This is a genomic window from Bradyrhizobium sp. 62B, assembly GCF_030272265.2.
GTDB lineage: Bacteria > Pseudomonadota > Alphaproteobacteria > Rhizobiales > Xanthobacteraceae > Bradyrhizobium.
On record NZ_CP092841.2, the window covers coordinates 78,187 to 102,268 of the forward strand.

Consider the following 24,082-nt stretch of genomic DNA (forward strand, 5'->3'; position numbering starts at 1 on the left):
GCCACGCCCATGCAGAGTCTCACGTGATATTTTGCGAAGTCCCGAGATTCTTAAGGGGCGCCGTCAGACGACATTTGAGCCCGGCCGAGCCGTAGGAAACATCGACGGAACCGCTGAAATCGTCTTTCAGCACGCGCGAAATAAGCCTGGAGCCGAAACCTGCGCCGACGGGCTCCGACACAAGCGGGCCGTCAATCTCCTCCCAGACAAAAACGAATTTGGACTCGCCATCCTCAGTCTCGACCGTCCATGTGATGGATACACAGCCTCCCGCCACGGTCAGAGCGCCGTATTTCAAAGCATTGGTCGCAAGCTCATGGAGCGCCAGGGACAGAGCAAGCGCTTGGCGAGACTTCACGACGAGTGGAGGACCCGACACCGTGAAGCGGCCTTCACCTGTCCGATAGGGTGCTAGAGCCGTGCGGATCACATCGTGGAGCGGCGCGGCCGCCCAGTTTGACGCGGTCAGCAGGTCCTGCGCGCGTCCAAAGGCGCCCAGCCGCGCCTGGTACTTTTCGAGGCTCGCTTTGCTCGTGGGATCGCGAAATGTCTGCGCAGCGACCGCGCTCAACACTGCAAGCGTATTCTTGACGCGGTGCTTCAGCTCCTCGTTGATGAGGTTGAGCGCTTCCCTTGCCATATGCTCGGACGTGACATCCCTGCAGACGACAAGCACGCCGCCAACCTCGCCTTCAAGATCGATGGGGCCGAAGCTATAGGTCCACCAAACGTCCTCGCGACGTCCGTGACGCGTGACCGGCACCAATTGGTCCTCATTCCAAGTCGCTCCCTTGCCGGACATGACGTACTCGATCTGAGGACCAATGATGTCCCAGATCTCAGCCCAGCACTCGCGGCCGCGGCTCCCCAAAGCGCTTGGGTGCCTTTCCGGCCCCATCGTCTCCCGGTATGCATCGTTGTAGAACTGGATGAGCTCCGGCCCCCACCAGATGAACATGGGGTGCCGCGAGGTCAGAACGAGCCGCACCGTCACCCTAAGACTTTGGGGCCAGCTTTCTGGAGCGCCCAGGGATGTGCTCGACCAGTCAAACGCTCGCGTCAAAGCGCCCAACTCGCCTCCGCCAGCCAAGAAGTCGCCGCCGATATCCCTGCCCATACGCACAGCCTTACTGAGACGTTGACAGACGCGCCTGCCGCCAGCCAGCCCCAGCATATACTGCCGGGCTCATGCCGTCATCCGCAGGGGATCGGGTCCGAGGTGACGTCGATGTGCACCGGCAAAGGCCATTGTTCGAATAATGCCGCGGCAGTCCGAGAACTGCCAAACGCTGGAACGAAGGCGATGCCGTCCGCAGGCGATTGGACGAGTTCAGTGGCCTCGACGGGCGAGCGAACCGGTCTTGTAATTTCCCGGTCAGCCCAACCTGAATCTGATTCCACTCCGCGCGAGACCACCCGATATCCCGACCGGCGTGCCGTCAGCACGCCAGCAGGCGGCCCCGGTCATGGTGCCGTCGTCGTCGAAAGCGATGCCGTTCATGCCGCCTGCGACCGTCGCAACGGGCTGGATCGTGTGGCCGAGGCTTTCGAGCTTGGTGCGCACGCTCTCCGGCACCGTCTGTTCGACCTCGAGCGCGTTGCCCTCGGTCCAGACCCTGGGCGCCTCGACGGCCTCCTGCAGGCTCATGCCGTGGTCGATCAGATTGACCAGGGCCTGCATCGCACTCGGAAAGATGCGCTTGCCGCCCGGCAACCCGAGCGCATAGCGGAGCTTGCCACCCTTCAGCGCCATCATCGGCGACATCGAGGTCGTGACACGCTTGCCCGGCGCCAGCGAGAGCGCGTGGCCCGGTCGCGGATCGAACAGGTTCATGTAGTTGTTGGCAATGGCCCCTAAGCCCGGGATCATGATCTTGGCGCCGAACAGATTGTTGATGGTCTGCGTTGTCGCGACCACGTTTCCGAAAGCGTCCGCCGCCGTCATGTGCGTGGTGTGGGCACCTTCGAGCTGCGACACGCCGGCGCCCCAATTCTGCGCCCGCACGGGGTCGATGGCGCGCCGGCGCTCTTCGGCATAGGCTTTGGAGGTCAGTTTCTCCACGGGGACGCCGACATAATCGGGATCGCCGCTGGCCGCAGCGCGGTCGGCAAAGGCGATCTTCAGCACCTCGGCGAGATAATGGATCGTCTCTGACGTGCCGAAGCCGAGGGCGCCGATGTCATAACCCTCCAGGATGTTGAGCATCTGCGCAATGTGCACGCCGGACGCGGCGGGCGGCGGAGGACCAAGGATGGTCCAGCCGCGATAATCGGCGAGGACCGGCTGCCGCTCGACGGTCTTGTAAGCCGTGAGGTCATTGCGGCGGATGAAGCCGCCGTTCTTCTCCATGTAGTTGGCGAGGATATCGCCAAGCGGCCCTTCGTAAAGAGCTTTTTCGCCATGATCGGCGATATAGCGCAAGGTCTCGGCATATTCGGCCTGCACCACGCGCTCGCCGACCTTCAGCGGCTCGCCATCGGGCAGATAGATCGCCGCAATCGGCTTGTCCTTGCGCATCTCGACGGCGCTCTCGCTGATGCATTCATGCAAGTAGGGCGTCGCCGCATAGCCGCGGGCCGCATGCTTGATCGCGGGCTGCATCACGTCGGCGAGGCTCATGGTGCCAAACCGACGCAGGGTCTCGCACCAGGCCTTGAGCGAGCCCGGCACCGCGACGGCCTTCGGCCCGTTGAGGTTCTCGTTGCCGACGGTGTCGAACACGTCGTGGGCCGAGCCCGGCTTGGACGTATAGGTCGTGTCGCGAACGGCCGACGGGACGGTGCTCTGGCCATCGATGAAGCGGTGGCTACCGTCGGCCAGCCGGATGTGTGCCATGCCGCCGCCGATGATGCCCACCATCATCGGCTCGACCACGGTCAGCGTGAACAAGGTCGCGATCGCGGCATCGATGGCGTTGCCGCCGGCGGCCAGCATCTCGGCGCCGGCGCTGGAGGCCAGGGGATGGTTGCTGACCACCATGCCGCGGCTCGAGACCGCCGGCATCTTCTGGCAGTCAAAGGTGGTTGTTGTCCGGTCGCGCCAGTTACCGCTCATCGCCTGCCCTTTCCATCACGGCAGCGAGCACATCACACGTACGAGTACTGGTCCAGTAATGGTACGGATTAGCTGGCATTCCCTATTCCGCCATCATCATGACTGCTGATTCGGACCTCCGCGATCCCCTTTGGATCGGGCCGGCACGTCCTGAGCGAGAAGAGCTCAGCATCGCAATTGATGCACGTTCGCGTGGCGTATTCCTGACCCAAGCACTCCAAAGGATTGACCTTCAAAATGCACACGATCGTACTGGCCACCCAAAAGGGTGGCAGCGGCAAGAGCACGCTCGCCGTCGGCCTCGCGCTCGCAGCCAAGCAGGCCGGCTTCACCGTCCGCCTGATCGAGACCGACCCGCAGGGTACCTTGTCCAACTGGCAGCGTCGCCGCACCGCCGACGATCTCGTCGTCGAGCCGATCTACCATGCCGCCGACATCGAGCCGCGCCTGAAGATGCTGGCTGACAGCGGCCTGCAGCTCGCGATCGTCGACACCGCCGCCGGTCTTTCCGCCGCCACCACCGCTGCGATCCGTCATTCCGACCTCTGTCTGATCCCGGCCCGCCCGAGCGTCGCCGACATCGAGGCGACCGTCTCCACCCTCAGCGTTGCCCGCGCCTGGAAGCGGCCCTACAGCTTCGTGCTCAACCAGACCCCGATCCGCGGCCAGCGCATCGACAACGCGGCCAACACGCTCGCCGAGGAAGCCGCACTCGATCTCGCTGACGTGCTGGCACGCCCACTGATCGTGATGCGCAATGATCACCAGGACTCGCTCGCGAGCGGCCTTGCGGTGAGCGAATTCGCGCCGAACGGCAAGTCCGCGGACGAGATCCGCAGCCTCTGGCGCTGGATCGAGACCCGGCTCGAGCTCGAAGCCACGACCAATGTCCTGATCGACCAGGTGATGTCGGCCGCAGACGGCATGCTGCACATCGCTGCCGAGCTCGCGTCGGACGAGACCACGACTCTGGCGTCCTGAGCGGGGCGATCGCTCAGACGACCGTCGGCCCTTCGCCATCCGGAAGGGCCGAAGCGACGAAGCAATCCGGCCACCAGCCCGGCCGGATTGCTTCGCTTCGCGTTTGTGGGAAGACGCCTTCGTGCCCGATCATCACTTCTGACATTTCGGACACCAGAAGGTCGACCGGCCATTCTGGGTGAAACGCTTGATCGTGCCGCCGCAGCGCGGCGTGGTGCATTTCTCGCCCTCGCGGTCGTAGACTTTAAACGAATGCTGGAAATAGCCGAGCTCGCCGGAGGTCTGGCGATGATCGCGCAGGCTGGAGCCGCCGGCCTTGATGGCGTCGTTCAGCACGGTGTGGATCGCACCGACCAGCCGCTTCGCATGATCGGTCGGCTCGCCCGCGCCGACGCCCTTGCGCCCCTTGGTCGCGAGCGTCGCCGCGATCCGGCGTGGCGACAGATGCGAGCGATGCAGGGCTTCGCAGACATAGATGTTGCCGAGGCCTGCGACCACGCGCTGGTCGAGCAGCGCCGCCTTCAGGCTCGTGAGCTTGCCCGCGCAGGCCCCCGCCAGCATCGCGGCATCGAATTCGTTGCCGAGCGGCTCGGGGCCGAGCCCACGCAACAACGGCTCCTCGTCGAGCGCACTGCGCGCGATCACTTTCATGTAACCGAAGCGGCGCGGATCGTTGAAGACGATGTCGGCGCCGGAGGACATCCGAAACAGCACGTGGTCGTGCGCCGAATCCTTGCCCTTCGGATAGTGAAACTCGCCCGGAGCGGCGTCGTTGTCCGGCTTGATGACGCGGAACGAGCCCGACATGCCCAGATGCATCAGGAGCACGTCACCGGAGGCGAGATCGGCCATGAGATATTTTGCGCGCCGGCCCAGCCCCGTGACGACCTGGCCCTGGAGCCGGGCCACGAAGTCCGGCTGGAACGGAAAGCGCAGGTCCGGCCGGCGAGCCTCCGCCTTGAGGATTTTCGCACCCTCCATGACGGGCTGAAGGCCGCGGCGGACGGTCTCGACTTCGGGCAATTCAGGCATGGTCAGGCATTCACCTTATGAGGGCGGTGTGATAGCGCCATTGCGGCGGGCGCGCTATGGTCCGCCCAGTGGAGTAGAGTAATGGATCGGCCGGGCGAAACCACGCATTTTGGCTTCAGGGACGTGCCCCTCGGGGACAAGCAGACGCTGGTGAACGACGTGTTTCACAGCGTGGCGTCGCGCTATGATTTGATGAACGATTTGATGTCCGGCGGCCTGCACCGGGTCTGGAAGGACATCATGATCACGGCGCTGGATCCGCCCCGGAGCGATCGGCCGTTCGCCTTGCTCGACGTGGCCGGCGGCACCGGCGACATCTCGTTCCGCGCCGCCAAGGCCGCAGGTGCGGGCTTCCATGCCACCGTCTGCGACATCAACACCGACATGCTGGCGGTAGGCCGCGAGCGCGCGGCCAAGCGGCATCTCGAAGCCAAAGTCGATTTCGTCGAAGGCAATGCCGAAGCGCTCGGCTTCGCGGACCGCAGCTTCGACGCCTATACGATCGCGTTCGGCATTCGCAACGTGCCCCGGATCGATCTGGCGCTGCACGAAGCCTATCGCGTGCTGAGGCCCGGCAGCCGCTTCCTCTGCCTTGAATTCTCCAGCGTCGAGATGCCCGGGCTCGATCGGCTTTATGACCTGTTCTCGTTCAAGGTGATCCCGCCGCTCGGCCGCATGATCACGGGCGATGCCGAATCCTATCAATATCTCGTCGAATCGATCCGCAAGTTTCCGAAGCCCAACGCCTTCGCCGACATGATCCGCGAAGCCGGCTTTTCCCGCGTCAGCTGGCAGACATTGTCCGGCGGCATCGTCGCACTGCATTCGGGCTGGCGTTTGTGATCTCTGCCTTCAACCACATTTCGCGCCTGATCCGCGCCGCGTTCGTCTTCGCGCGCGAGGGCGTGTTCGGCTCGGTCGATCCGAGCCTGGTGCCCCCGCCGGGACAGCTCGCGCTGAAGCTGGCGCGCCTCGTCGAACGCCGCGGCACCAAGCACGGTCCCCGGATCGCTCGCGCGCTGACACGGATGGGCCCCGCCTATCTCAAGCTCGGACAGTTCCTGGCGACGCGCCCCGACGTTGTCGGCGTCATCATGGCCCGCGACCTCGAAAGCCTGCAGGATCGCCTGCCGCCGTTTCCGCAGGACGAAGCCGAGGCCGCGATCGCGACGTCGCTGGAGCGGCCGCTGAAGGACGTGTTCGTGAGCTTCGGGCCGGCCGTCGCAGCCGCCTCGATCGCGCAGGTGCATCGCGGCGAAGTCCTGCACGACGGGATCCGCAAGTCGGTCGCGGTCAAGGTGCTCCGGCCGAACGTCGCCGCGCGTTTCCGCCGCGATCTCTCCGACTTCTTCTTCGTCGCACACAAGGCTGAGACCTACTCGGCGGAAGCGCGGCGGCTGCGCCTCATCGAAGTCATCAACACCATGTCGCGCTCGGTCGCCATGGAGATGGACCTGCGTCTCGAGGCAGCTGCGCTGTCGGAGATGGCGGAGAACACCCGCGACGACCCCGATTTCCGCGTGCCTGCAGTCGACTGGGACCGCACCACGCACAACGTGCTGACGATGGAGTGGATCGACGGCATCGCGCTGAACGATCACAAGCGCCTGGAAGAGGCGCAGGTCGACCTGCCAGATCTCGGCCGCAAGGTGATCCAGAGCTTCCTGCGCCACGCGCTGCGGGACGGCTTCTTCCATGCCGACATGCATCCGGGCAATCTGTTCCTCGACGACGCCGGCCGTCTCGTCGCGGTCGATTTCGGCATCATGGGCCGGCTTGGCATGAAGGAGCGGCGCTTCCTCGCCGAAATCCTGCTCGGCTTCATCACCCGCGACTATCGCCGCGTCGCCGAGGTGCATTTCGAGGCGGGCTACGTGCCCGCGCATCACTCGGTCGAGAATTTCGCGCAAGCCATCCGCGCCATCGGCGAGCCGATCCACAATCGCACGGCGGAAGAGATCTCGATGGCGCGGCTCTTGACGCTGCTGCTCGAGGTCACCGGCCTGTTCGACATGACGACGCGGCCCGAGCTGATCCTGCTGCAGAAGACCATGGTCGTGGTCGAAGGCGTGGCGCGCGGCTTCGATCCCCGGCTCGACATCTGGAAGGTCGCCGACCCCGTGGTGCGCGAATGGATCGAGCGCAATCTCGGTCCGATCGGCCGGGTGCAGGGCGCGCTCGCCGGAACCGGCGACATCGCGCGGGTGCTGATGCGGCTGCCAGAGATCGCCGAGCGGTCGGTGAAGGTGCTCGAGCAGCTCGAAACCATGACGCGGGAAGGGATCAGGCTATCGCCGGAGAGCATCGCCGCGATGGGACGGAGCGAAGGCCGCAAGAACCGCTGGCGCACCGTCGCGCTCTGGATCATTGCCGCGACCTTCATCGGAATCCTGATCGCCGTCCGGAATTTATGATTGCACTGCAATCATGCGAATGATAGCATCGCTATCATTTCGTGCTGGAGGGCGCCGTGGCAAGCCTCACCATCCGCAAGCTCGACGAACACGTTAAAACCTATCTGCGGCTGCGCTCGGCCAAAAACCACAGGTCGGTCGAGGAAGAGGTCCGGGTCATCCTGCGGGAGCTGATCGAGGGCCGCGAGGAGCCGCTGACGCCGTTTTCGGCACCGCCGGCCGCATCCACCACCCCGACGCCGCAGCGCACCGGCGCGGTCGCAGAGGCCAGCGTCACCCTGATCATCGGCGGCGGCATCGCGGCCTACAAATCGCTCGACCTGATCCGCAGGCTGAAGGAGCGCCGCATCGAGGTCCGCTGCGTGCTGACCAAGGCGGCCCAGCAATTCGTCACGCCGCTGGCGGTGAGCGCGCTGTCGCATGAGCGCGTCTACACCGACCTGTTCGACCCCCAGAGCGAGTTCGACGCCGGCCATATCCGCCTCGCGCGCGACTGCGACCTCATCGTGGTGGCGCCGGCCACCGCCGATCTGATGGCGAAGATGGCGAACGGCCATGCCGACGATCTCGCCAGCGCCATCCTGCTCGCAACCAACCGCAAGGTGCTGCTGGCACCGGCGATGAATCCGCTGATGTGGAGCAATGCGGCGACACGCCGCAACGTCACGCAGCTTCAGCGCGACGGCGTCGTCCTGTGTGGGCCCAATTCCGGCGAGATGGCGGAGGCGGGCGAGGCCGGCGTCGGCCGCATGTCGGAGGCGATCGAGATCGCCAATGCCGCCGAGCGCCTGCTGCGGCCCCCGATGCCAAAGCCGCTCGCCGGCAAGCGCGTGCTGATCACCGCAGGCCCCACGCACGAGCCAATCGATCCGGTGCGCTACATCGCCAACCGCTCCTCCGGGAAGCAGGGCTTTGCCATTGCCGCGGCCGCGCAGGCCGCCGGTGCCGAGGTGATCCTGGTGAGCGGTCCGGTCGATCTCAGCGATCCCCCGGGCGTGACGGTAAAGCATGTCGAATCGGCCCGGCAGATGCTGGAGCAGGTGCAGGCCGCGCTGCCCGCCGACATCGCGATCTTCGCTGCCGCCGTCGCCGATTGGCGCGTCGCCAATGAAGGCGAGCAGAAGCTGAAGAAGACGTCCGCCGGCATGCCGCCGCTGCAGCTGGTCGAGAATCCCGACATCCTCGCCACGATTTCAAAACTGACCGACAAGCGCCCGCCGCTGGTGATCGGCTTTGCCGCCGAGACCGAGCACCTCATCGACAACGCCAAGTCCAAGCTGGAGCGCAAGGGCTGCGACTGGATCGTCGCCAACGATGTCTCCCCCGCCACCGGCGTGATGGGCGGCGACCGCAACACCGTGCATCTGATCAGCCGCAAGAATGGTGAGAAGAACGGCGAGATGGCAGTTGATTCCTGGCCGGTGATGACCAAGGAACAGGTCGCCATCGAACTGGTCGCGCACATCGCAAAGAGCGCGACCGACAAATCCCTGGAGTCGGCGCCTTGAGCACGAAAGTCACTGTCGAACTGCAGCAACTGGCGCATGCCGACGGCCTGCCATTGCCGGCCTATCAGACCAGTGAGGCCGCCGGGCTCGATTTGATGGCCGCGGTTGCGGACAGCGAGCCGCTGACGCTCGCGCCCGGCCAATATGCGCTGGTGCCGACCGGGCTTGCGATCGCCTTGCCGCCCGGCTTTGAGGCCCAGGTGCGGCCGCGCTCGGGACTCGCGGCCAAGCACGGCGTCACCGTGCTGAACTCGCCGGGCACGATCGACGCCGACTACCGCGGCGAGATCAAGGTGATCCTGATCAATCACGGCACGGCCCCGTTCGTGATCAAGCGCGGCGAACGCATCGCCCAGATGGTGATCGCGCCCGTGGTGCAGGCGGCGCTGGTTCCAGTGGCGACGTTGTCGACGACCGATCGCGGCGCCGGCGGCTTCGGCTCGACCGGGCGCTAACGCACGGCAGATCCAGCCGAATCCTCCCGAAGAACTACGTGAGCTGGAACACCGCGCCCCGCATTTTTTTGGGGCCGCCTTTGCGTTCACGATCTGGACTCTTACCGGCGGAGTCACGGTGAGGGTATTGTCTTTTGATTCGCGCGCGACGGGGGTCGCCGCGCGTAGATTCGTGCGGTCTTGGGGCAACTATGTCAGGCGTGATCGTGTCGATGCGTCGGACGCTGCTGTCGTGCACATCACTTGCGCGCAACGGCTTGTTGGGAGGCGCTCTTGCAGCGCTGCTGCCGGCTGCGCCGGCCGAGGCCGCCGACCTCATCGACACCCTCTCCATCATGCTGGATTTCAACCGGCAGGAACTCGCGGTGCTCGCCACCGCGCTGGCCCTGCTCGGCTTCTCGGTAATGGCCGCGATCCTGTTGATGCGCACGCGCGTGCGCACGGCGAACAGCGAGGCGCGGCTGCGCGCCCGGATCGGGGAACTCCAGCTGCAGGCCGACCGCTTCGGCGCGCTGCTGTTCGCCGAGCCGCAGATCCTGATCTCCTGGCCGGCCGGCGACAATCGCGCGCAGATCTCCGGCGACGTCTCCATGGTGCTGCCGCGCGACTCCTCGCCGCAGCGCGTGCTCGCCTTCGGCACCTGGTTGCCGCCGGAACCCGCGCTGCAGATGGACCATGCGGTCGACGCACTGCGTGACCGCGGCGACGGGTTCCAGCTGACGCTGGGCACCGCACATGGCCATACGCTGGAAGCGATCGGCCGCGCCATCGGCGGCCAGGCCATCGTCCGGATTCGCGAACTCTCGGGCCTGCGCCGCGAGCTGGCCGAGACCCATCTGCGCTACAACGCGCTCTCCGACGAGACCGAGATGCTGCGCGGCTTTGCCGCCGCCGCACCCTGGCCGATCTGGGCCAAGAGCGAGAACGGTGCGCTGACCTACGCCAACCCGGCCTATGTCCGCGCGACCGAAGCGAACAGCGTCACCGACGCGCAGGAACGCAAGCTCGAGCTGCTGGACAGTGCCGACCGCACCGCGCTGGAGCGGGGCCTGAAGGACGCGGCCAGTTTCAACGCGCGGCTGCCGATCGTGATCGGCGGCGAGCGCCGCATCTACGACGTGCGCGCGGTCAATGTCGGCAGCGGCAGCGTCGGCGTCGCCATCGATGCCAGCGAGGCCGATGGCCTCAGCTCGGCGCTGGTGCGCATGGCCGAGGCGCATCGCCGCACCCTCGACCAGCTCTCCTCCGGCGTTGCCGTGTTCGACGGCCAGCGCCGCCTCGCCTTCTATAACGATTCCTACCGCCGGCTGTGGGACCTCGACCGCAGCTTCCTCGACGCCCATCCCGACGATTCCAGCGTGCTCGACCAGCTCCGCGCCGCGCGCAAGCTGCCGGAGCAGCCCGATTTCCGCGCCTGGAAAGCGAAACTGCACGAGGCCTACCGCGCGGTCGAGGCCGCGAAGGACACGTGGTATCTGCCCGACGGCCGCGCGCTCTCCGTCGTCACCACGCCGAACCCGGAAGGCGGCGTCACCTATCTGTTCGACGACGTCACCGAAAGCCTCGAGCTCGCCCGCCGCTTCGACGGCATGATCCGGGTCCAGCGCGAGACGCTGGACAGCCTCGCCGAGGGCGTCGCGGTGTTCGGCAGCAACGGCAAGGCGCAGCTGTTCAACCCCGCTTTCGTCCGGATGTGGAAGCTGTCGAGCGATGCCATGCGCGACGAGCCGCACATCCAGACGGTGGAGGGCTGGTGCCATCAGCTGTTCGACGACCCAGCGGTCTGGCGCCAGATCCGCGAGGCCGTCACCTCGATCGAGAGCCGCGCCGACGTGCCGCTGAAGCTCGAACGCAAGGACGGCAGCGTGCTCGACGGCATGATCCGCCCGCTGCATGACGGCGCAACCATGCTCACGTTCCAGGACATCACCGACACCGAGAATGTCGAGCGCGCGCTGCGCGAGCGCAACGAGGCGCTGGAGACGGCCGACCAGATGAAGGTGGATTTCGTCCACCACGTCTCCTACGAGCTGCGCTCGCCGCTCACCACCATCATCGGCTTCGCGCATTTCCTCAGCGATCCCTCGACCGGGCCGCTGACGCCGAAACAGGCCGAATATCTCGACTACGTCACCAAATCGACCAACGCGCTGCTGGCGCTGACCAACAACATCCTCGATCTCGCCACCATCGATGCCGGGGCGATGAAGCTGGAACTCGGGCCGGTCGACGTCAGCAAGACCATCGAGCTCGCCGCCGAAGGCATCCAGGACCGCCTCGCCACCGACCGCATCCGCCTCAAGGTCGAGATCGCGCCGGATGTCGGCAGCTTCGTCGGCGACGAGAAGCGCGTGGTGCAGGTGCTCTATAACCTCCTCGCCAACGCCGTCGGGTTTTCTCCACAGGATTCCACCGTCGGCATCAGCGCGCGGCGCACCGAGCGCAGCGTGGTCTTCACCGTGACAGATTCCGGGCCTGGAATACCTGCCGACATGAAGGACAAGGTGTTCAACTGGTTCGAAAGCCGCTCGCAGGGCTCGCGTCACCGCGGCGCCGGGCTCGGCCTGTCGCTGGTGCGCTCCTTCGTCGAGCTGCATGGCGGCAAGGTGCGGGTGGATTCGATCGTCGGCCGCGGCACGGTCGTGATCTGCGATTTCCCGACCGACCAGGCGGCGCATCGCGACGCCGCCGAATGACAGAACCCACCAAACTCTCCGTCGCGCTTCGCAACGAGACGGCCACTGCGCAATTGATGGCCGACCTCGCGCTGCTGGTCGGCCCTGGCGACGTCATCACCCTAACCGGCGATCTCGGCGCCGGCAAGACCGCAGCGGCACGCAGCCTGATCCGCTATCTCGCCGGCGACGAGGAGCTGGAGGTGCCGAGCCCGACCTTCACGCTGGTGCAGGGCTACGAGCTGCCGCCCTTCCCGGTGCTGCATGCCGATCTCTACCGCGTCGAGGACGAGAGCGAGCTCGAGGAGATCGGGCTGTCGCCACTGCCCGATGCCACGCTCGTCCTGATCGAATGGCCGGAGCGCGCGCCGTCGGCAATGCCGCAGGACCGCATCGACATCGCGCTGACGCATCGCCCGGCGCTGGGGTCGAATGCACGCGCAGCCGACATCACCGGGTATGGCAAGGGTGCTGCGACTGTGGCGCGATTGCAGGCGCTGCGCGAATTCCTCGATGCCTCCGGATACATCGACGCGACGCGCAAGCGGATGGCCGGCGATGCCTCGACACGGTCCTACGCGCGCCTGATCCGCGACGACGAGGTCGTCATCCTCATGAACTCGCCGCAGCGCCCCGATGGCGCGGCGCTCTACAACGGCAAGTCCTACAGCGCGGCGGTGCATCTCGCGGAAAACATCAAGCCGTTCGTTGCCCTCGACGAAGGCCTGTGCGAGGCAGGAATCTCCGCGCCGAAGATCCACCATTTCGATCTCGACCACGGTTTCCTGATCTCCGAGGATTTTGGCAGCGCAGGCGTCATCGAAGGCGATCCGCCGCGCCCGATCGCCGAGCGCTACGAGGCCGCAACCGATCTATTGGCCGCGCTGCACGGCAAGACGCTGCCGGAGACGTTGCCGCTGGACGGGCAGACCTATGCCATTCCCGTCTTCGACATCGAGGCGATGCTGATCGAAATCGGCTTGATGCCAGAATGGTATCTGCCCGACCGCAACGCGCCGCTGAGCGAGGCAGCGCGCGCAGAATTCTTCGCGATGTGGCGGGAGCTCTTGAAGAAGCCGCTGGCGGCACCGCGGACGTGGATCATCCGCGACTACCACTCGCCGAACTTGATCTGGCTCGCTGACCGCGACGGCATCCAACGCGTCGGCGTGATCGATTTCCAGGACACCGTGCTCGGTCCGCACTCCTACGACGTGGTGTCGCTGCTGCAGGACGCCCGCATCGACGTGCCCGAAAACATCGAGCTGACGCTGCTGTCGCGCTACATCAAGGCGCGGCGCGCGGCCGATGCCGGCTTCGAGGCGGCCGGCTTCGCCGAGCTCTACGCGATCATGTCGGCGCAGCGGAACACGCGGCTGCTCGGCACCTTCGCCCGCCTCAACCGCCGCGACGGCAAGCCGCATTATTTGCGTCACCAGCCGCGGATCTGGACCTATCTGCAGCGCTCGCTGGCCCATCCCGCGCTGAGTGCCTTGCGCGACTGGTATCTGGCCAACGTTCCGCCTCCTCAGGCCTGATTAATGGTCCGATTTACCGGCCGTTAGCCAAGATGTCGCTATTCTAACGGCGAGGGAGCCGGATGATTACGGGGCTGGAGCGGGGCAGATGGCGGCGAAAGCGGATCAGCGCGGAAATAGCAGGGTCGTTTTCGAGCGTGGGATTCCGGCCCAGATGATGGGTATCGACGGGACCTGGCGGCGCGAATGCACCATGGAGGATGTCTCCGATAGCGGCGCCAAGCTGACCATCGACGGTTCGGTCGAAGGCCTGCATCTGAAAGAGTTCTTTCTGCTGCTGTCGTCCACCGGACTGGCCTACCGGCGCTGCGAGCTTGCCTGGGTCAATGGCGACCAGATCGGCGTCAATTTCCTCAAAGTGGGCGACAAGAAGAAAAAGGCGCGTTCCACAGCCGTCGGGGCATGACGGCAACACCCGTCGTACAACCGTCACGGCGGGTGGCTAAGGCGGTTGAGATGCGGTGCGGCCAGTCGTGGCTCATGCTAGGATTGCCGCGAAAGCGAAATCAAGGGATTTGAGAAAGCGAAGGATGTCCGTCAAGCCGACCAAAGCCATGGTGCTCGCCGCAGGGTTCGGCCTGCGCATGCGTCCGCTGACGGACAAGATGCCGAAGCCGATGGTGCCGGTCGCCGGCCAGCCCCTGCTCGACCACGTGCTCGACAAGCTCGGCCAGGCCGGCGTGAGCGAGGCCGTGGTCAACGTGCATTACCTGCCGGATCAGATCATCGATCACACCGCCTCGCGCCAGCATCCGCGCGTCACCATCTCGGACGAGCGCGACCAGGTGCTGGGCACCGGAGGCGGCGTGGTCAAGGCGCTGCCGCTGCTCGGTGATGCGCCGTTCTACCATGTCAATTCCGACACGCTCTGGATCGACGGCGTGCGCTCCAATCTGACGCGGCTCGCTGAAAATTTCGACCCCGCGCGCATGGACATCCTGCTGCTGATGGCGCCGACCGCAACCAGCATCGGTTATAGCGGCCGCGGCGATTACGGCATGCTGCCCGACGGCGCCCTGCGCAAGCGCAAGGAAAAAGAGGTCGTCCCGTTCGTCTATGCCGGCGCGGCGATCCTGTCGCCCGCGATCTTCGCAGGCGCGCCGCAGGGTGAGTTCTCGCTGACCAAGATGTTCGACCGCGCCAACGAGCAGGAGCGGCTGTTCGGACTCCGCCTCGACGGCGTCTGGATGCATGTCGGCACGCCCGACGCGGTCCATGCCGCGGAAGAAGCGTTCCTGGAGAGCGTGGCGTAAGCGCGTCCGGGGCACGAGCGGTGGCTCGCACGAACAACGGGGACTATCTCCCCTCCGCCCATGACCATTTGACCCCGCCTCCCTATATTGGCGCCTGATCCACCGAATCAGGCAGCTCATGCGCGTCTTCAGCGTTCCCCTCTCAGTTCCGTTCCTGCGCACGGTCGTCACGGCCCTGCTCGAGGGGCGGCTGGTCGAGGGATTCGAGGCGCGCAAGGAACCGGCGCGGCTGGCGGACGCGACGCTGTATTTGCCGACCCGGCGCGCCATGCGCGTCGTGCGCGAGATCTTCCTCGACGAGATGAAGGCGGATGCGGTGGTGCTGCCGCGCATCGTCGCGCTCGGCGACATCGACGAGGACGAGCTGGCTTTCGCTGACGAGGGCGAGCAGTTCTCCGGCACGACGCCGCTCGAGATTCCGCCGCGGCTCGGCGAGCTCGAACGGCGGCTGACGCTGGCGCAGCTCGTCGCGGCCTGGGCCAAGGGCCCGGTGCTGGCGCCGTTGGTGGTCGGCGGACCCGCCTCGACGCTCGCGCTCGCCGGCGACCTCGCACGCCTGATCGACGACATGGTCACGCGCGGCGTCGACTGGAACGCGCTCGACGGCCTCGTGCCTGACAACCTCGATCGCTATTGGCAGCACTCGCTCGAATTCTTGCGCATCGCGCGCATCGCCTGGCCCGCTCATCTCGCCGAGATCAACCGGATCGAGCCCGCGGCGCGGCGCGATCTCCTGATCGCGGCGGAAGCCAAACGGCTGACCGCGCATCCGAGCGGGCCGGTGATCGCGGCAGGATCGACCGGCTCGATGCCGGCCACCGCGAAATTCCTGCACGCGGTCGCGCAGCTAGCCCATGGCGCCGTGGTGCTGCCGGGCCTCGACACCGATCTCGACGAGGACGCCTGGCGGACCATCGGTGGCGTGCGCGATGCGCTCGGCAAATTCGTGGAGCACCCGGCCTCGAACCATCCGCAATATGCCATGCACGCGCTGTTGCAGCGCTTCGGCATCAAGCGCAGTGACGTCGAGATCCTGCAGCCGCCGACTGAGGGCGGCCGCGACCTGCTCGCATCGGAATCGATGCGGCCGTCGGCCAAGACGGAAGTCTGGCACGACCGGCTGAAGCAGCCTGATGTCGCGGCGAAAATCACCGGCGGCATGAACAACCTTGCGGTCGTCGAGGCTCCCAATCCTGAAATGGAAGCGCTCGCCATTGCCATCGCGATGCGCGAGGCGCGACATCTCGACAAATCCGCCGCGCTGGTGACGCCCGACCGCGCGCTGGCGCGACGGGTGATGGCGGCGCTGACCCGGTGGGGGCTCAGTTTCGACGATTCCGGCGGCGATGTGCTGATGGAAACCTCGGCCGGAATCTTCGCGCGCCTTGCGGCAGAGGCGTCGACGAAGGGGTTGGAGCCACCGACGCTGCTGGCGCTGCTGAAGCATCCGCTGTGCCGGCTCGGACGCGCGGGCGGCGCATGGAAGGCGGCGATCGAAGACCTCGAACTCGCGGTCTTGCGTGGCACGCGTCCGCCTGCCGGCACCGCCGGCCTGCTGCGCGAATTCAACCGCTTTCGCGAGGAGCTTGCAAAACTAGGGCGCCGTGAGGTTTCCGCACTTCATAAATCCGAGCCCCGCGCGCGTCTCAAGGCCGAGGATCTCGATGGCATCCAGACGCTGATCGGTGTTTTGCAAAAGGTGCTGGCGCCGATCGAGAGCCTGGCCTCATCGAAACCATATGACTTTGCCGAACTGGCACACCGGCATCGCGAGATCATGATCGAGCTGTCGCGCGACGAGCAGGGCATCCCACTCGCTTTCGAGGACCGCGAGGGCCTCGCGCTCGCCAGCGCCTTCGACGATCTCCTACGCGGCGGCACGACCAGCGGATTGATGGTGCAGCTGCCCGACTATCCCGACGTCTTCCAGACCGCGTTCGGCGATCGCGCGGTGCGACGGCGCGACAAGCCCGGCGCGAGGCTGCAGATCTACGGCCCCCTGGAATCGCGCTTGATGCAGGCCGACCGCATCATCGTCGGCGGCCTGATCGAGGGCGTCTGGCCGCCGGCGCCGCGCATCGATCCCTGGCTGAGCCGGCCGATGCGGCACGAGCTCGGCCTCGATCTGCCGGAGCGCCGCATCGGCCTCTCCGCCCATGACTTCGCGCAACTGCTCGGCGGCGACGAGGTGATCCTCACCCATTCCGCCAAGGCCGGCGGCGCACCCGCGGTGGCCTCCCGCTTCCTGCACCGGCTCGAGGCGGTCGCAGGCGACGAGCTCTGGAAGGCCGCCATTCGCGCCGGTGAGACGTATGTGCGATTTGCAAACAGGCTGGATCAGCCCGACAAGGTCGAGCCGATCAAGCAGCCCGAGCCGCGGCCGCCGCGCGCGACGCGGCCGCTCAGAATGTCGGTCACCGCGATCGAGGACTGGCTGCGCGATCCCTACACGATCTACGCAAAGCACATCTTGCGGCTGGATGCGCTCGATCCCGTCGACATGCCGTTGTCGGCCGCCGACCGTGGCTCGGCGATCCACGAAGCGCTTGGTGAGTTCACCAAGTCCTATGCTTCGCGTCTGCCCGACGATCCCGCCCGCGTGCTGCGCGCGATCGGCGAAAAACACTTCGCACCCTTGATGGAACGTCCCGAGGCGCGAGCGTTGTGGTGGCCGCGCTTCCAGCGCATCGCGCGCTGGTTCGGTGAATGGGAGACCGCTCGCCGCGAGGCGATCGAGGCGGTCACCGCAGAAACCCGGGGCGAGATCTCGATCCCACTCGACAATGCGCGCACGTTCTATCTCTCCGCGCGCGCCGACCGCATCGAGCGGCGCCAGGGCGGCAGCTACGCCATCCTCGACTACAAGACCGGGCAGCCGCCGACCGGCAAGCAGGTGCGCATGGGCCTGTCGCCGCAGCTGACGCTGGAGGCCGCGATCCTGCACGAAGGCGGCTTCGCTGATATCGACGCGGGCTCGTCAGTGAGCCAGCTCGTCTATGTGCGCGTGAGCGGCAACAACCCGCCGGGCGAGGAGCGCATTCTCGAGCTCAGATATCGGCAGAGCGACGCACCGCAGCCGCCTGACACGGCGGCCGCGGAAGCGCGCGCCAAGCTGGAGGCGCTGATCCGGGCCTTTGAGGACGAGAACCAGCCCTACACCTCGCTGAACCTGCCGATGTGGACGAACCGCTACGGCGCCTATGACGACCTCGCCCGGATCAAGGAATGGTCGGCCGCCGGCGGATTGGGGATCGAGGAATGGTGAAGGCACCGCGCCCCATCCCCGACGAGGTACGTGCGCGGCAGGCGCGCGCGTCGGATCCGACCGCCTCGGCCTTCGTGTCGGCCAATGCCGGCTCGGGCAAGACCCATGTGCTGGTGCAGCGCGTGATCCGCCTCTTGCTGTCGGGCGTGCCGCCGGAAAAGATCCTCTGCATCACCTTCACCAAGGCCGCCGCCGCCAACATGGCCGAGCGCGTGTTCACCACGCTCGGCCATTGGGTGACGCTGGACGACCCCGCGCTCGACGCGGCGATCCGCGCGGTCGGCATCCCGCATCCCAATGCGAAGCTGCGCCGTGACGCACGAAAACTGTTCGCCTGCGCGCTGGAGACGCCGGGCGGCTTGAAGGTGCAGACCATCCACGCGCTGTGCACGCGCCTGCTGCAGCAATTCCCGTTCGAGGCCAACGTGCCTGCGCGCTTCTCCGTCATCGACGAGCGCGACCAGAACGACATGATGGAGCGCGCCAATCTGAAGGTGCTGCTGGAGGCCGCGCGCGATCCCGAGAGCGTCACCGGCCGCGCCTTGCTGACCGCGATGGCGAGCGCCGCCGACGTCACCTTCAAGGAGGTCGTGCGCGAGGCCTGTCTCAGCCGCGATCACTTCATGGCCTGGACCGACGGGGCCGGCAACGTGGAAGCTGCTGCCGCGCAGATGGCGGCGGCGCTGGGCGTCGACGCCGGGGACCGGATCGAGGATGTCGAGACGGAGATTCTCGACGGGCCCTATTTGCCGCGCTCGCGCTGGGACGACATCGCCTTTGCGCTGGAGGACGGCAGCAAGTCCGACAATGACCAGGCTGGCCGGCTCCGCGAAGCCAAGATATTTTCCGGCAGCGCGCAGGTTGACGCCTATCTCGGGGTCTTCCTCACCGACGAAAAGCTGCCGCGCAAGACGCTGCTGACCAAGAAATTTTGTGATCATAATCCCTCCGTCGCCCGCCTGTTCGAGGCGGAGGCGCAGCGCGTGAACGAATTGGTCGAGAAGCGCCGCGCCGTGACCATGCGCGACCGCACCGCGGCGCTGTTGCACATCGCGACCGCGGCCGCCGCGAACTATCGCCGCGAAAAGCAGGAGCGCGGCCTGCTCGACTACGACGATCTCATCGACAAGACGCTGGCGATGCTTGACCGCATCTCCTCGGGCTGGGTGCATTACAAGCTCGATCGCGGTGTCGACCACGTCCTGATCGACGAGGCCCAGGACACCAGCCCGCGGCAATGGGACATCGTGGCCCACATCATCTCCGAGTTCACCGCCGGCGAAGGCGCGCGCGAGGGACTGAACCGCACCATCTTCGCGGTCGGCGACGAGAAACAGTCGATCTTCTCGTTCCAGGGCGCCGCGCCGCACGAATTCGACGCGCGCCGGCGCGAGCTGCACCGCAAATTCACCGCCGCCGGACTGAAATTCGATCCCGTTGCTTTCACCTATTCGTTCCGCTCGGGCGCCACCATCCTGCACTCGGTCGACCACGTCTTCCGCGATCCCCAGATCTACAAGAGCATCCATTCGGTCGAGATCGGTCATCCCCTGCATAATGCACTCGCTGACGCCGGCCCCAGCGTGATCGAGCTGTGGGATCTTGCCGAGGCCGACGACCGGCAGGAGATCGAGGGCTGGCGCGCGCCGTTCGACGGCGTTGCCGCCACGAGCCCCGAGGTCAAGCTGGCGCGCCGCATCCAAGCCGAGATCAAGCGGCTGGTCGAGAGCGGCACGCTGACGGGGCACGAAGGCGAGCGCCGGCCTCTGCGTTACGGTGACATGCTGATCCTGGTTCGTCGGCGCGGCAATGCGTTCGACGCGGTGATCCAGGCGCTGAAGCACGCGGGCGTGCCCGTCGCCGGCGCCGACCGGCTCAAGCTCACCGAGCATATCGCGATCATCGATTTGATGAACCTCGCGGACGCGCTGCTGCTGCCGCAGGACGATCTCGCGCTGGCGGTAGCGCTGAAGAGCCCGTTGTTCGGGCTCGACGACGAGGACCTGTTCCAGCTGGCCCATGACCGCAAGGGGTCGCTGCGCCGCGCGCTCGGCGAGCGCGCAGTCGGCAACGAGAAATTCGCGACCGTGCTGCGTCGCCTGGAAGCCTGCGAGATGTGGGCGCGCGAGGAGACGCCGTTCGCCTTCTATGCCTGGCTGCTCGGCGGCGACGGTGGCCGCGCCCGCATCCTGCGCCGGCTCGGCCACGAAGCCAACGACGCGCTCGACGAGTTCCTGGAGCTGGCGCTGAACTACGAGCGCAAGGCGCCGGCCTCGCTGCAGGGCTTCATGGCGTGGCTGCGCTCGGCCGACACCGAGGTGAAGCGCGACATGGAGATCTCGCGCGACGAGGTGCGGGTGATGACCGTGCACGGCGCCAAGGGTCTCGAAGCCTCCGTCGTGTTCATGGTCGACACCACGTCATCGCCGGCGGACTCGCAGCGGGTCCGGTTGATCCACGTGCCGCGCGGCAATGGCGGCGAGGTCGTGGTCTGGGCCGGGCGCAAGGCGGATGATCCCAAGCCGGTCGCGGACGCGCGCAAGGCGATGATCGACGAGACCGAGGACGAATATCGCCGCCTGCTCTATGTCGCGATGACGCGCGCGGCAGACCGGCTGATTGTCGGTGGCTGCATGCCCGGCAACATGAAGACGGTCCGCAAGCTCAGTTGGTACGATTTGGTCGACACCGGGCTCGCCGGCTCCGGTCTGGACAAGCAGGTGATCGAGACGCCGCTCGGCAAGGTGACCCGATTCGCCCGGCCGGAGGATGTGGCGGCGCTCGGCACGCCGGCCATGTCCGTGGACCAGACCGTCGCCCTCCCCGATTGGCTGCGGGAGGCGGCGCCACGCGAGACCACCGACGATGACATGGTGCGCCCGTCGGGTCAGCCGGCCGAGGAAGGCCGCAGCGTGCGGTCCGGCGAATCGGTGCAGTCCCGCGCGCTCGCATTGCAACGCGGCACGCTGGTGCATCGGCTGTTGCAATCCCTCCCCAACATCGCCGTCGAGCGGCGTCGCGAGGCGGCACTCGGCTTCATGGCGCGCAATGCCGCGGACTGGACCGACGCCGATCGCACAGCACTGACCGGCAAGGTGCTCGCTTTGATCACCGAGCCGCGCTTTGCGCCTGTCTTTGCCCCCGGCAGCCGGGCGGAAGTCGCCATCGCCGGCCGGCTGGAGCGGCTGGGCCGCCCGCCGGCTTTGGTGTCGGGGCAGATCGATCGGCTGGTCGTGCGTTCGGATGAGGTTTTGATCGTCGATTTCAAGACCAATCAGGCGGCGCCTGCGAGCGCGGCTGAGGCGCCCGTCGCCTATGTCCGGCAACTTGCGCTGTACCGGGCGGTGCTGGCGCGGCTTTATCCCCAAAAGCCCATCCGGGCCGTCCTGCTCTGGACCGAGGCCCTTGAATATATGGAGATTTCAGCCCCCGCGCTGGACGCGGCGCTGGCATCCCTTCATCTCGGTGTGAGCGTCCTTGACCCGGCAAGAAGCCGTTCATAGGTTCACCCCATGATCCCGGGCGCGATTCCAGGTCGCGCCGATTCTTTCAACCCGTGTGAGGTACTCCCAATGGCCGTTAGCAAGGTTTCCGACGCCGATTTCGAAGCCGAAGTGCTCAAGGCGAACGGCCCCGTGGTCGTCGATTTCTGGGCCGAGTGGTGCGGCCCGTGCCGCATGATCGCACCCGCGCTCGACGAGATCGCCGGCGCGATGGGCGACAAGGTCAAGATCGTGAAGCTCAACGTCGACGAGAGCCCGAAGACCGCCTCGAAATACGGCGTGATGTCGATCCCCACCCTGATGATCTTCAAGGGCGGCGAGATGGCCTCCCGCCAGGTCGGCGCCGCGCCGAAGGCGAAGCTGCAGCAGTGGATCACCTCCGCGGTCTGATCAGTTTCGCGCAAGATTATTTTCGACAACGGCCGGCGAAAGCCGGCCGTTCTGCGTTGACGGGACGTGTTCAGCGTATGACGAGTCCCGTCCTTGCCAGCCCCTCCCCGAAAGCGCGCCCGAAGATCGACCTCGCTCGTCGCGATGGAGGCGCGCTCGGTCGACGAGATCCCGCGCGGCAAGGAGTGGCAGTACGAGCCGAAATGGGACGGCTTTCGCTGTCTCCTCTCGCGCGACGGCAGCCGGGTCGATCTGCGCTCGAAGTCAGGTGAGGACCTCGCGCGCTATTTTCCGGAAGTGGTGTCCGCTGCCCTGAAGCTCAAAGCGGATCGTTTCACGCTCGATGGCGAGCTCGTCGTGCCGCACGGCAGGGGCTTTTCCTTCGACGCGCTACTGCAACGGATCCATCCCGCCGCAAGCCGCGTGAAGAAGCTCTCGGAAGAAACCCCGGCGCTCTATCTCGCCTTCGATCTGCTCGCGACCACCAGAGACAAGCAGCTTGCTGAAAAGCCGCTGAGCGAACGGCGGCCGGCGCTGGAAGCATTTGCGAAAGCCAATCTGAAAGGCAGCATCTTTCGTCTCTCGCCGTCCACGACCAGCTATGCCACGGCCAAAAAGTGGCTGGCGCGATCCGGCGGCGGCTCGGACGGCGTCATCGCCAAGCGGATCGACCTGCCCTATCAGGCCGGAAATCGCGACGGCATGCAGAAGATCAAGAAATTCCGCAGCGCCGATTGCGTGGTCGGCGGCTTCCGCTATGCCACCAACAAGATCGCCGGCCGCAAGGTGGTGGGCTCGCTGCTGCTCGGGCTCTATGACGCGAAGGGACTATTGCACCATGTCGGCTTCACCTCGGCGATCAAGGCGGACGAGAAGCCCGAACTGACCGACCACCTGGAGGCGCTGATTGGCGAGCCCGGCTTTACCGGCAACGCACCGGGCGGACCGAGCCGCTGGTCGACCGAGCGCTCAGCAAAGTGGTGCCCGCTCAAGCCGAAGCTGGTGATCGAAGTCTGCTACGACCATTTCAGCGGCGAGCGCTTTCGCCACGGCACCTCGATCCTGCGCTGGCGCCCCGACAAGGCCCCGCGGCAATGCAGCTTCGATCAGCTGAAGCAGAAGGTCGCCGATCCGATGAAGCTGCTGAAGTGAGCGTAGTCCGGACAGCTACTTGATCCACCCCGTCGCGAGTGCATTCGCGAGCTCCGGCTGATTGTTGCGGCGCGCCAGCGCGGCCATCGCCTCGTGATCATACGCCACGTGGCGAAACGTCACCTGCCACGCATCGCCAGCGAGTTCGAGGATCGCATAGCGCGCGTGCGGCGTGCCGGCTTCGACGACATGCGGATACGGATGCTTGTCGCGAAAACCGGGGCAGCCGACGCTGCCGGGATTGACGATCAGCCGGCCGTCGCGCAGTCGCACGGCACGGGCGAGATGGGTGTGGGCGCAGAGGATCAGCGGTTGCGTAACACCTTGCGCGAGCTGCTCGATCCGATCGAGCGGTGATAGCGCGACCGTACCGTCGGGGTGCACGGTATCAAGCCAATAGACTTCATCGTTGTCCGGCGTCGCGTGGCACAGGAACACCTGGTCGCGATACACGCGCGTCATCGGCTGCGCACGCAGCCAGTCGAGTTGCGCGGCATTCAGCGCGTCATGGGCGGGACGGTCCCACGAGCCCATCTTCTCCGGCGGACGGTCGAGCAGATAGCGGTCGTGATTGCCGAGCACGTGCACGGCGTCGAGCGGCATCAGCATTTCGATCGTGCGGCGGGCATCGAGCGGGCCGCTCAGCATGTCGCCGAGATTGACGATGTCGGTGACGCCAAGCGCGCGGATGTCGGCGAGCACCGCCTCCAGCGCAAGGTAGTTTCCGTGGACGTCGGCGATGGCCGCAAAGCGCATTGTCGTGATCCCCTACTCTCGTGCCCCGGACGCGGCGCATCACGCAGTGGCGCGCTGCTGAGCCGAGGCCCATGGTGCGGTATTCCGAGTCCCGGCTCGCGCTTC

The 24,082-nt window shown here is 66.2% G+C and carries 17 protein-coding genes; 13 read left to right on the forward strand and 4 right to left on the reverse strand.

What is annotated here, in order from left to right; all coding sequences use genetic code 11:
- Window positions 1-19: 19 nt before the first annotated feature.
- Together ML401_RS00350 and ggt are read right to left on the reverse strand one after the other, a co-directional pair.
- A complete protein-coding gene (locus ML401_RS00350; protein ID WP_285808918.1) occupies window positions 20-1,117 on the reverse strand; it encodes a sensor histidine kinase in 1,098 nt (365 codons plus the stop codon).
- Window positions 1,118-1,375: 258 nt separating this feature from the next.
- Window positions 1,376-3,055, reverse strand: coding sequence for a gamma-glutamyltransferase (ggt, locus tag ML401_RS00355; protein WP_285808920.1), 1,680 nt, complete (start codon window positions 3,053-3,055; stop codon window positions 1,376-1,378).
- Window positions 3,056-3,292: 237 nt separating this feature from the next.
- Between ggt and ML401_RS00360 the strand changes: the two genes are divergently transcribed.
- Window positions 3,293-4,036, forward strand: a complete 744-nt coding sequence (locus tag ML401_RS00360) for a ParA family protein (protein ID WP_285808922.1) — start codon at window positions 3,293-3,295, stop codon at window positions 4,034-4,036.
- Window positions 4,037-4,168: 132 nt separating this feature from the next.
- On the opposite strand, the gene mutM is transcribed toward ML401_RS00360, so the two are convergent.
- Entirely contained in the window at window positions 4,169-5,068 is a 900-nt protein-coding gene (mutM, locus tag ML401_RS00365) for a bifunctional DNA-formamidopyrimidine glycosylase/DNA-(apurinic or apyrimidinic site) lyase (protein ID WP_211415298.1), read from the reverse strand.
- 81 nt (window positions 5,069-5,149) lie between these two features.
- Between mutM and ubiE the strand changes: the two genes are divergently transcribed.
- From ubiE to ML401_RS00425, 12 genes are all read left to right on the forward strand, one after another.
- On the forward strand, window positions 5,150-5,911 hold the full coding sequence (gene ubiE / locus ML401_RS00370; RefSeq protein WP_194405162.1) for a bifunctional demethylmenaquinone methyltransferase/2-methoxy-6-polyprenyl-1,4-benzoquinol methylase UbiE: 762 nt from the start codon (window positions 5,150-5,152) through the stop codon (window positions 5,909-5,911).
- Window positions 5,908-7,482: a 2-polyprenylphenol 6-hydroxylase gene (gene ubiB, locus ML401_RS00375; RefSeq protein ID WP_211415297.1), complete on the forward strand. Its 1,575-nt coding sequence runs from the start codon at window positions 5,908-5,910 to the stop codon at window positions 7,480-7,482. The genes ubiE and ubiB overlap by 4 nt, the downstream gene beginning before the upstream one ends.
- A gap of 56 nt (window positions 7,483-7,538) precedes the next feature.
- Window positions 7,539-8,990: a bifunctional phosphopantothenoylcysteine decarboxylase/phosphopantothenate--cysteine ligase CoaBC gene (gene coaBC / locus ML401_RS00380; RefSeq protein ID WP_285808924.1), complete on the forward strand. Its 1,452-nt coding sequence runs from the start codon at window positions 7,539-7,541 to the stop codon at window positions 8,988-8,990.
- A complete protein-coding gene (dut, locus tag ML401_RS00385; protein WP_211415294.1) occupies window positions 8,987-9,445 on the forward strand; it encodes a dUTP diphosphatase in 459 nt (152 codons plus the stop codon). The genes coaBC and dut overlap by 4 nt, the downstream gene beginning before the upstream one ends.
- 191 nt (window positions 9,446-9,636) lie before the next feature.
- Complete coding sequence (locus ML401_RS00390) at window positions 9,637-12,141, forward strand: PAS domain-containing sensor histidine kinase (protein WP_285808927.1); 2,505 nt, start codon at window positions 9,637-9,639, stop codon at window positions 12,139-12,141.
- Window positions 12,138-13,658: a tRNA (adenosine(37)-N6)-threonylcarbamoyltransferase complex ATPase subunit type 1 TsaE gene (gene tsaE / locus ML401_RS00395; protein ID WP_285808929.1), complete on the forward strand. Its 1,521-nt coding sequence runs from the start codon at window positions 12,138-12,140 to the stop codon at window positions 13,656-13,658. Before ML401_RS00390 ends, tsaE begins: the two co-directional genes overlap by 4 nt.
- 88 nt (window positions 13,659-13,746) lie before the next feature.
- Window positions 13,747-14,064, forward strand: coding sequence for a PilZ domain-containing protein (locus ML401_RS00400; protein ID WP_211415287.1), 318 nt, complete (start codon window positions 13,747-13,749; stop codon window positions 14,062-14,064).
- Between the two features lie 124 nt (window positions 14,065-14,188).
- Complete coding sequence (locus ML401_RS00405; RefSeq protein ID WP_194405169.1) at window positions 14,189-14,911, forward strand: nucleotidyltransferase family protein; 723 nt, start codon at window positions 14,189-14,191, stop codon at window positions 14,909-14,911.
- Between the two features lie 118 nt (window positions 14,912-15,029).
- Window positions 15,030-18,176, forward strand: coding sequence for a double-strand break repair protein AddB (addB, locus tag ML401_RS00410; protein ID WP_285808933.1), 3,147 nt, complete (start codon window positions 15,030-15,032; stop codon window positions 18,174-18,176).
- Complete coding sequence (gene addA / locus ML401_RS00415) at window positions 18,170-21,679, forward strand: double-strand break repair helicase AddA (protein ID WP_285808935.1); 3,510 nt, start codon at window positions 18,170-18,172, stop codon at window positions 21,677-21,679. Before addB ends, addA begins: the two co-directional genes overlap by 7 nt.
- A gap of 69 nt (window positions 21,680-21,748) precedes the next feature.
- The gene (gene trxA / locus ML401_RS00420) at window positions 21,749-22,069 is read left to right on the forward strand and encodes a thioredoxin (RefSeq protein ID WP_008540017.1); all 321 of its coding nucleotides are present in this window, start codon (window positions 21,749-21,751) and stop codon (window positions 22,067-22,069) included.
- A 144-nt stretch (window positions 22,070-22,213) separates the two neighbouring features.
- Window positions 22,214-23,221, forward strand: coding sequence for an ATP-dependent DNA ligase (locus tag ML401_RS00425; protein WP_285812786.1), 1,008 nt, complete (start codon window positions 22,214-22,216; stop codon window positions 23,219-23,221).
- 15 nt (window positions 23,222-23,236) lie between these two features.
- On the opposite strand, the gene ML401_RS00430 is transcribed toward ML401_RS00425, so the two are convergent.
- Window positions 23,237-23,977 (reverse strand): metallophosphoesterase, encoded by a 741-nt coding sequence (locus tag ML401_RS00430; RefSeq protein WP_285808959.1) that lies wholly within the window; start codon window positions 23,975-23,977, stop codon window positions 23,237-23,239.
- Window positions 23,978-24,082 lie beyond the last annotated feature (105 nt).

Bases quoted from the DNA above. Each gene is read 5' to 3' on its own strand.
- ML401_RS00350 (WP_285808918.1), bottom strand. From the start codon at position 1,117: ATGGGCAGGGATATCGGCGGCGACTTCTTGGCTGGCGGAGGCGAGTTG.
- ggt (WP_285808920.1), bottom strand. From the start codon at position 3,055: ATGAGCGGTAACTGGCGCGACCGGACAACAACCACCTTTGACTGCCAG.
- ML401_RS00360 (WP_285808922.1), top strand. From the start codon at position 3,293: ATGCACACGATCGTACTGGCCACCCAAAAGGGTGGCAGCGGCAAGAGC.
- mutM (WP_211415298.1), bottom strand. From the start codon at position 5,068: ATGCCTGAATTGCCCGAAGTCGAGACCGTCCGCCGCGGCCTTCAGCCC.
- ubiE (WP_194405162.1), top strand. From the start codon at position 5,150: ATGGATCGGCCGGGCGAAACCACGCATTTTGGCTTCAGGGACGTGCCC.
- ML401_RS00390 (WP_285808927.1), top strand. From the start codon at position 9,637: ATGTCAGGCGTGATCGTGTCGATGCGTCGGACGCTGCTGTCGTGCACA.
- tsaE (WP_285808929.1), top strand. From the start codon at position 12,138: ATGACAGAACCCACCAAACTCTCCGTCGCGCTTCGCAACGAGACGGCC.
- ML401_RS00400 (WP_211415287.1), top strand. From the start codon at position 13,747: ATGGCGGCGAAAGCGGATCAGCGCGGAAATAGCAGGGTCGTTTTCGAG.
- ML401_RS00405 (WP_194405169.1), top strand. From the start codon at position 14,189: ATGTCCGTCAAGCCGACCAAAGCCATGGTGCTCGCCGCAGGGTTCGGC.
- addB (WP_285808933.1), top strand. From the start codon at position 15,030: ATGCGCGTCTTCAGCGTTCCCCTCTCAGTTCCGTTCCTGCGCACGGTC.
- addA (WP_285808935.1), top strand. From the start codon at position 18,170: ATGGTGAAGGCACCGCGCCCCATCCCCGACGAGGTACGTGCGCGGCAG.
- trxA (WP_008540017.1), top strand. From the start codon at position 21,749: ATGGCCGTTAGCAAGGTTTCCGACGCCGATTTCGAAGCCGAAGTGCTC.
- ML401_RS00425 (WP_285812786.1), top strand. From the start codon at position 22,214: ATGGAGGCGCGCTCGGTCGACGAGATCCCGCGCGGCAAGGAGTGGCAG.
- ML401_RS00430 (WP_285808959.1), bottom strand. From the start codon at position 23,977: ATGCGCTTTGCGGCCATCGCCGACGTCCACGGAAACTACCTTGCGCTG.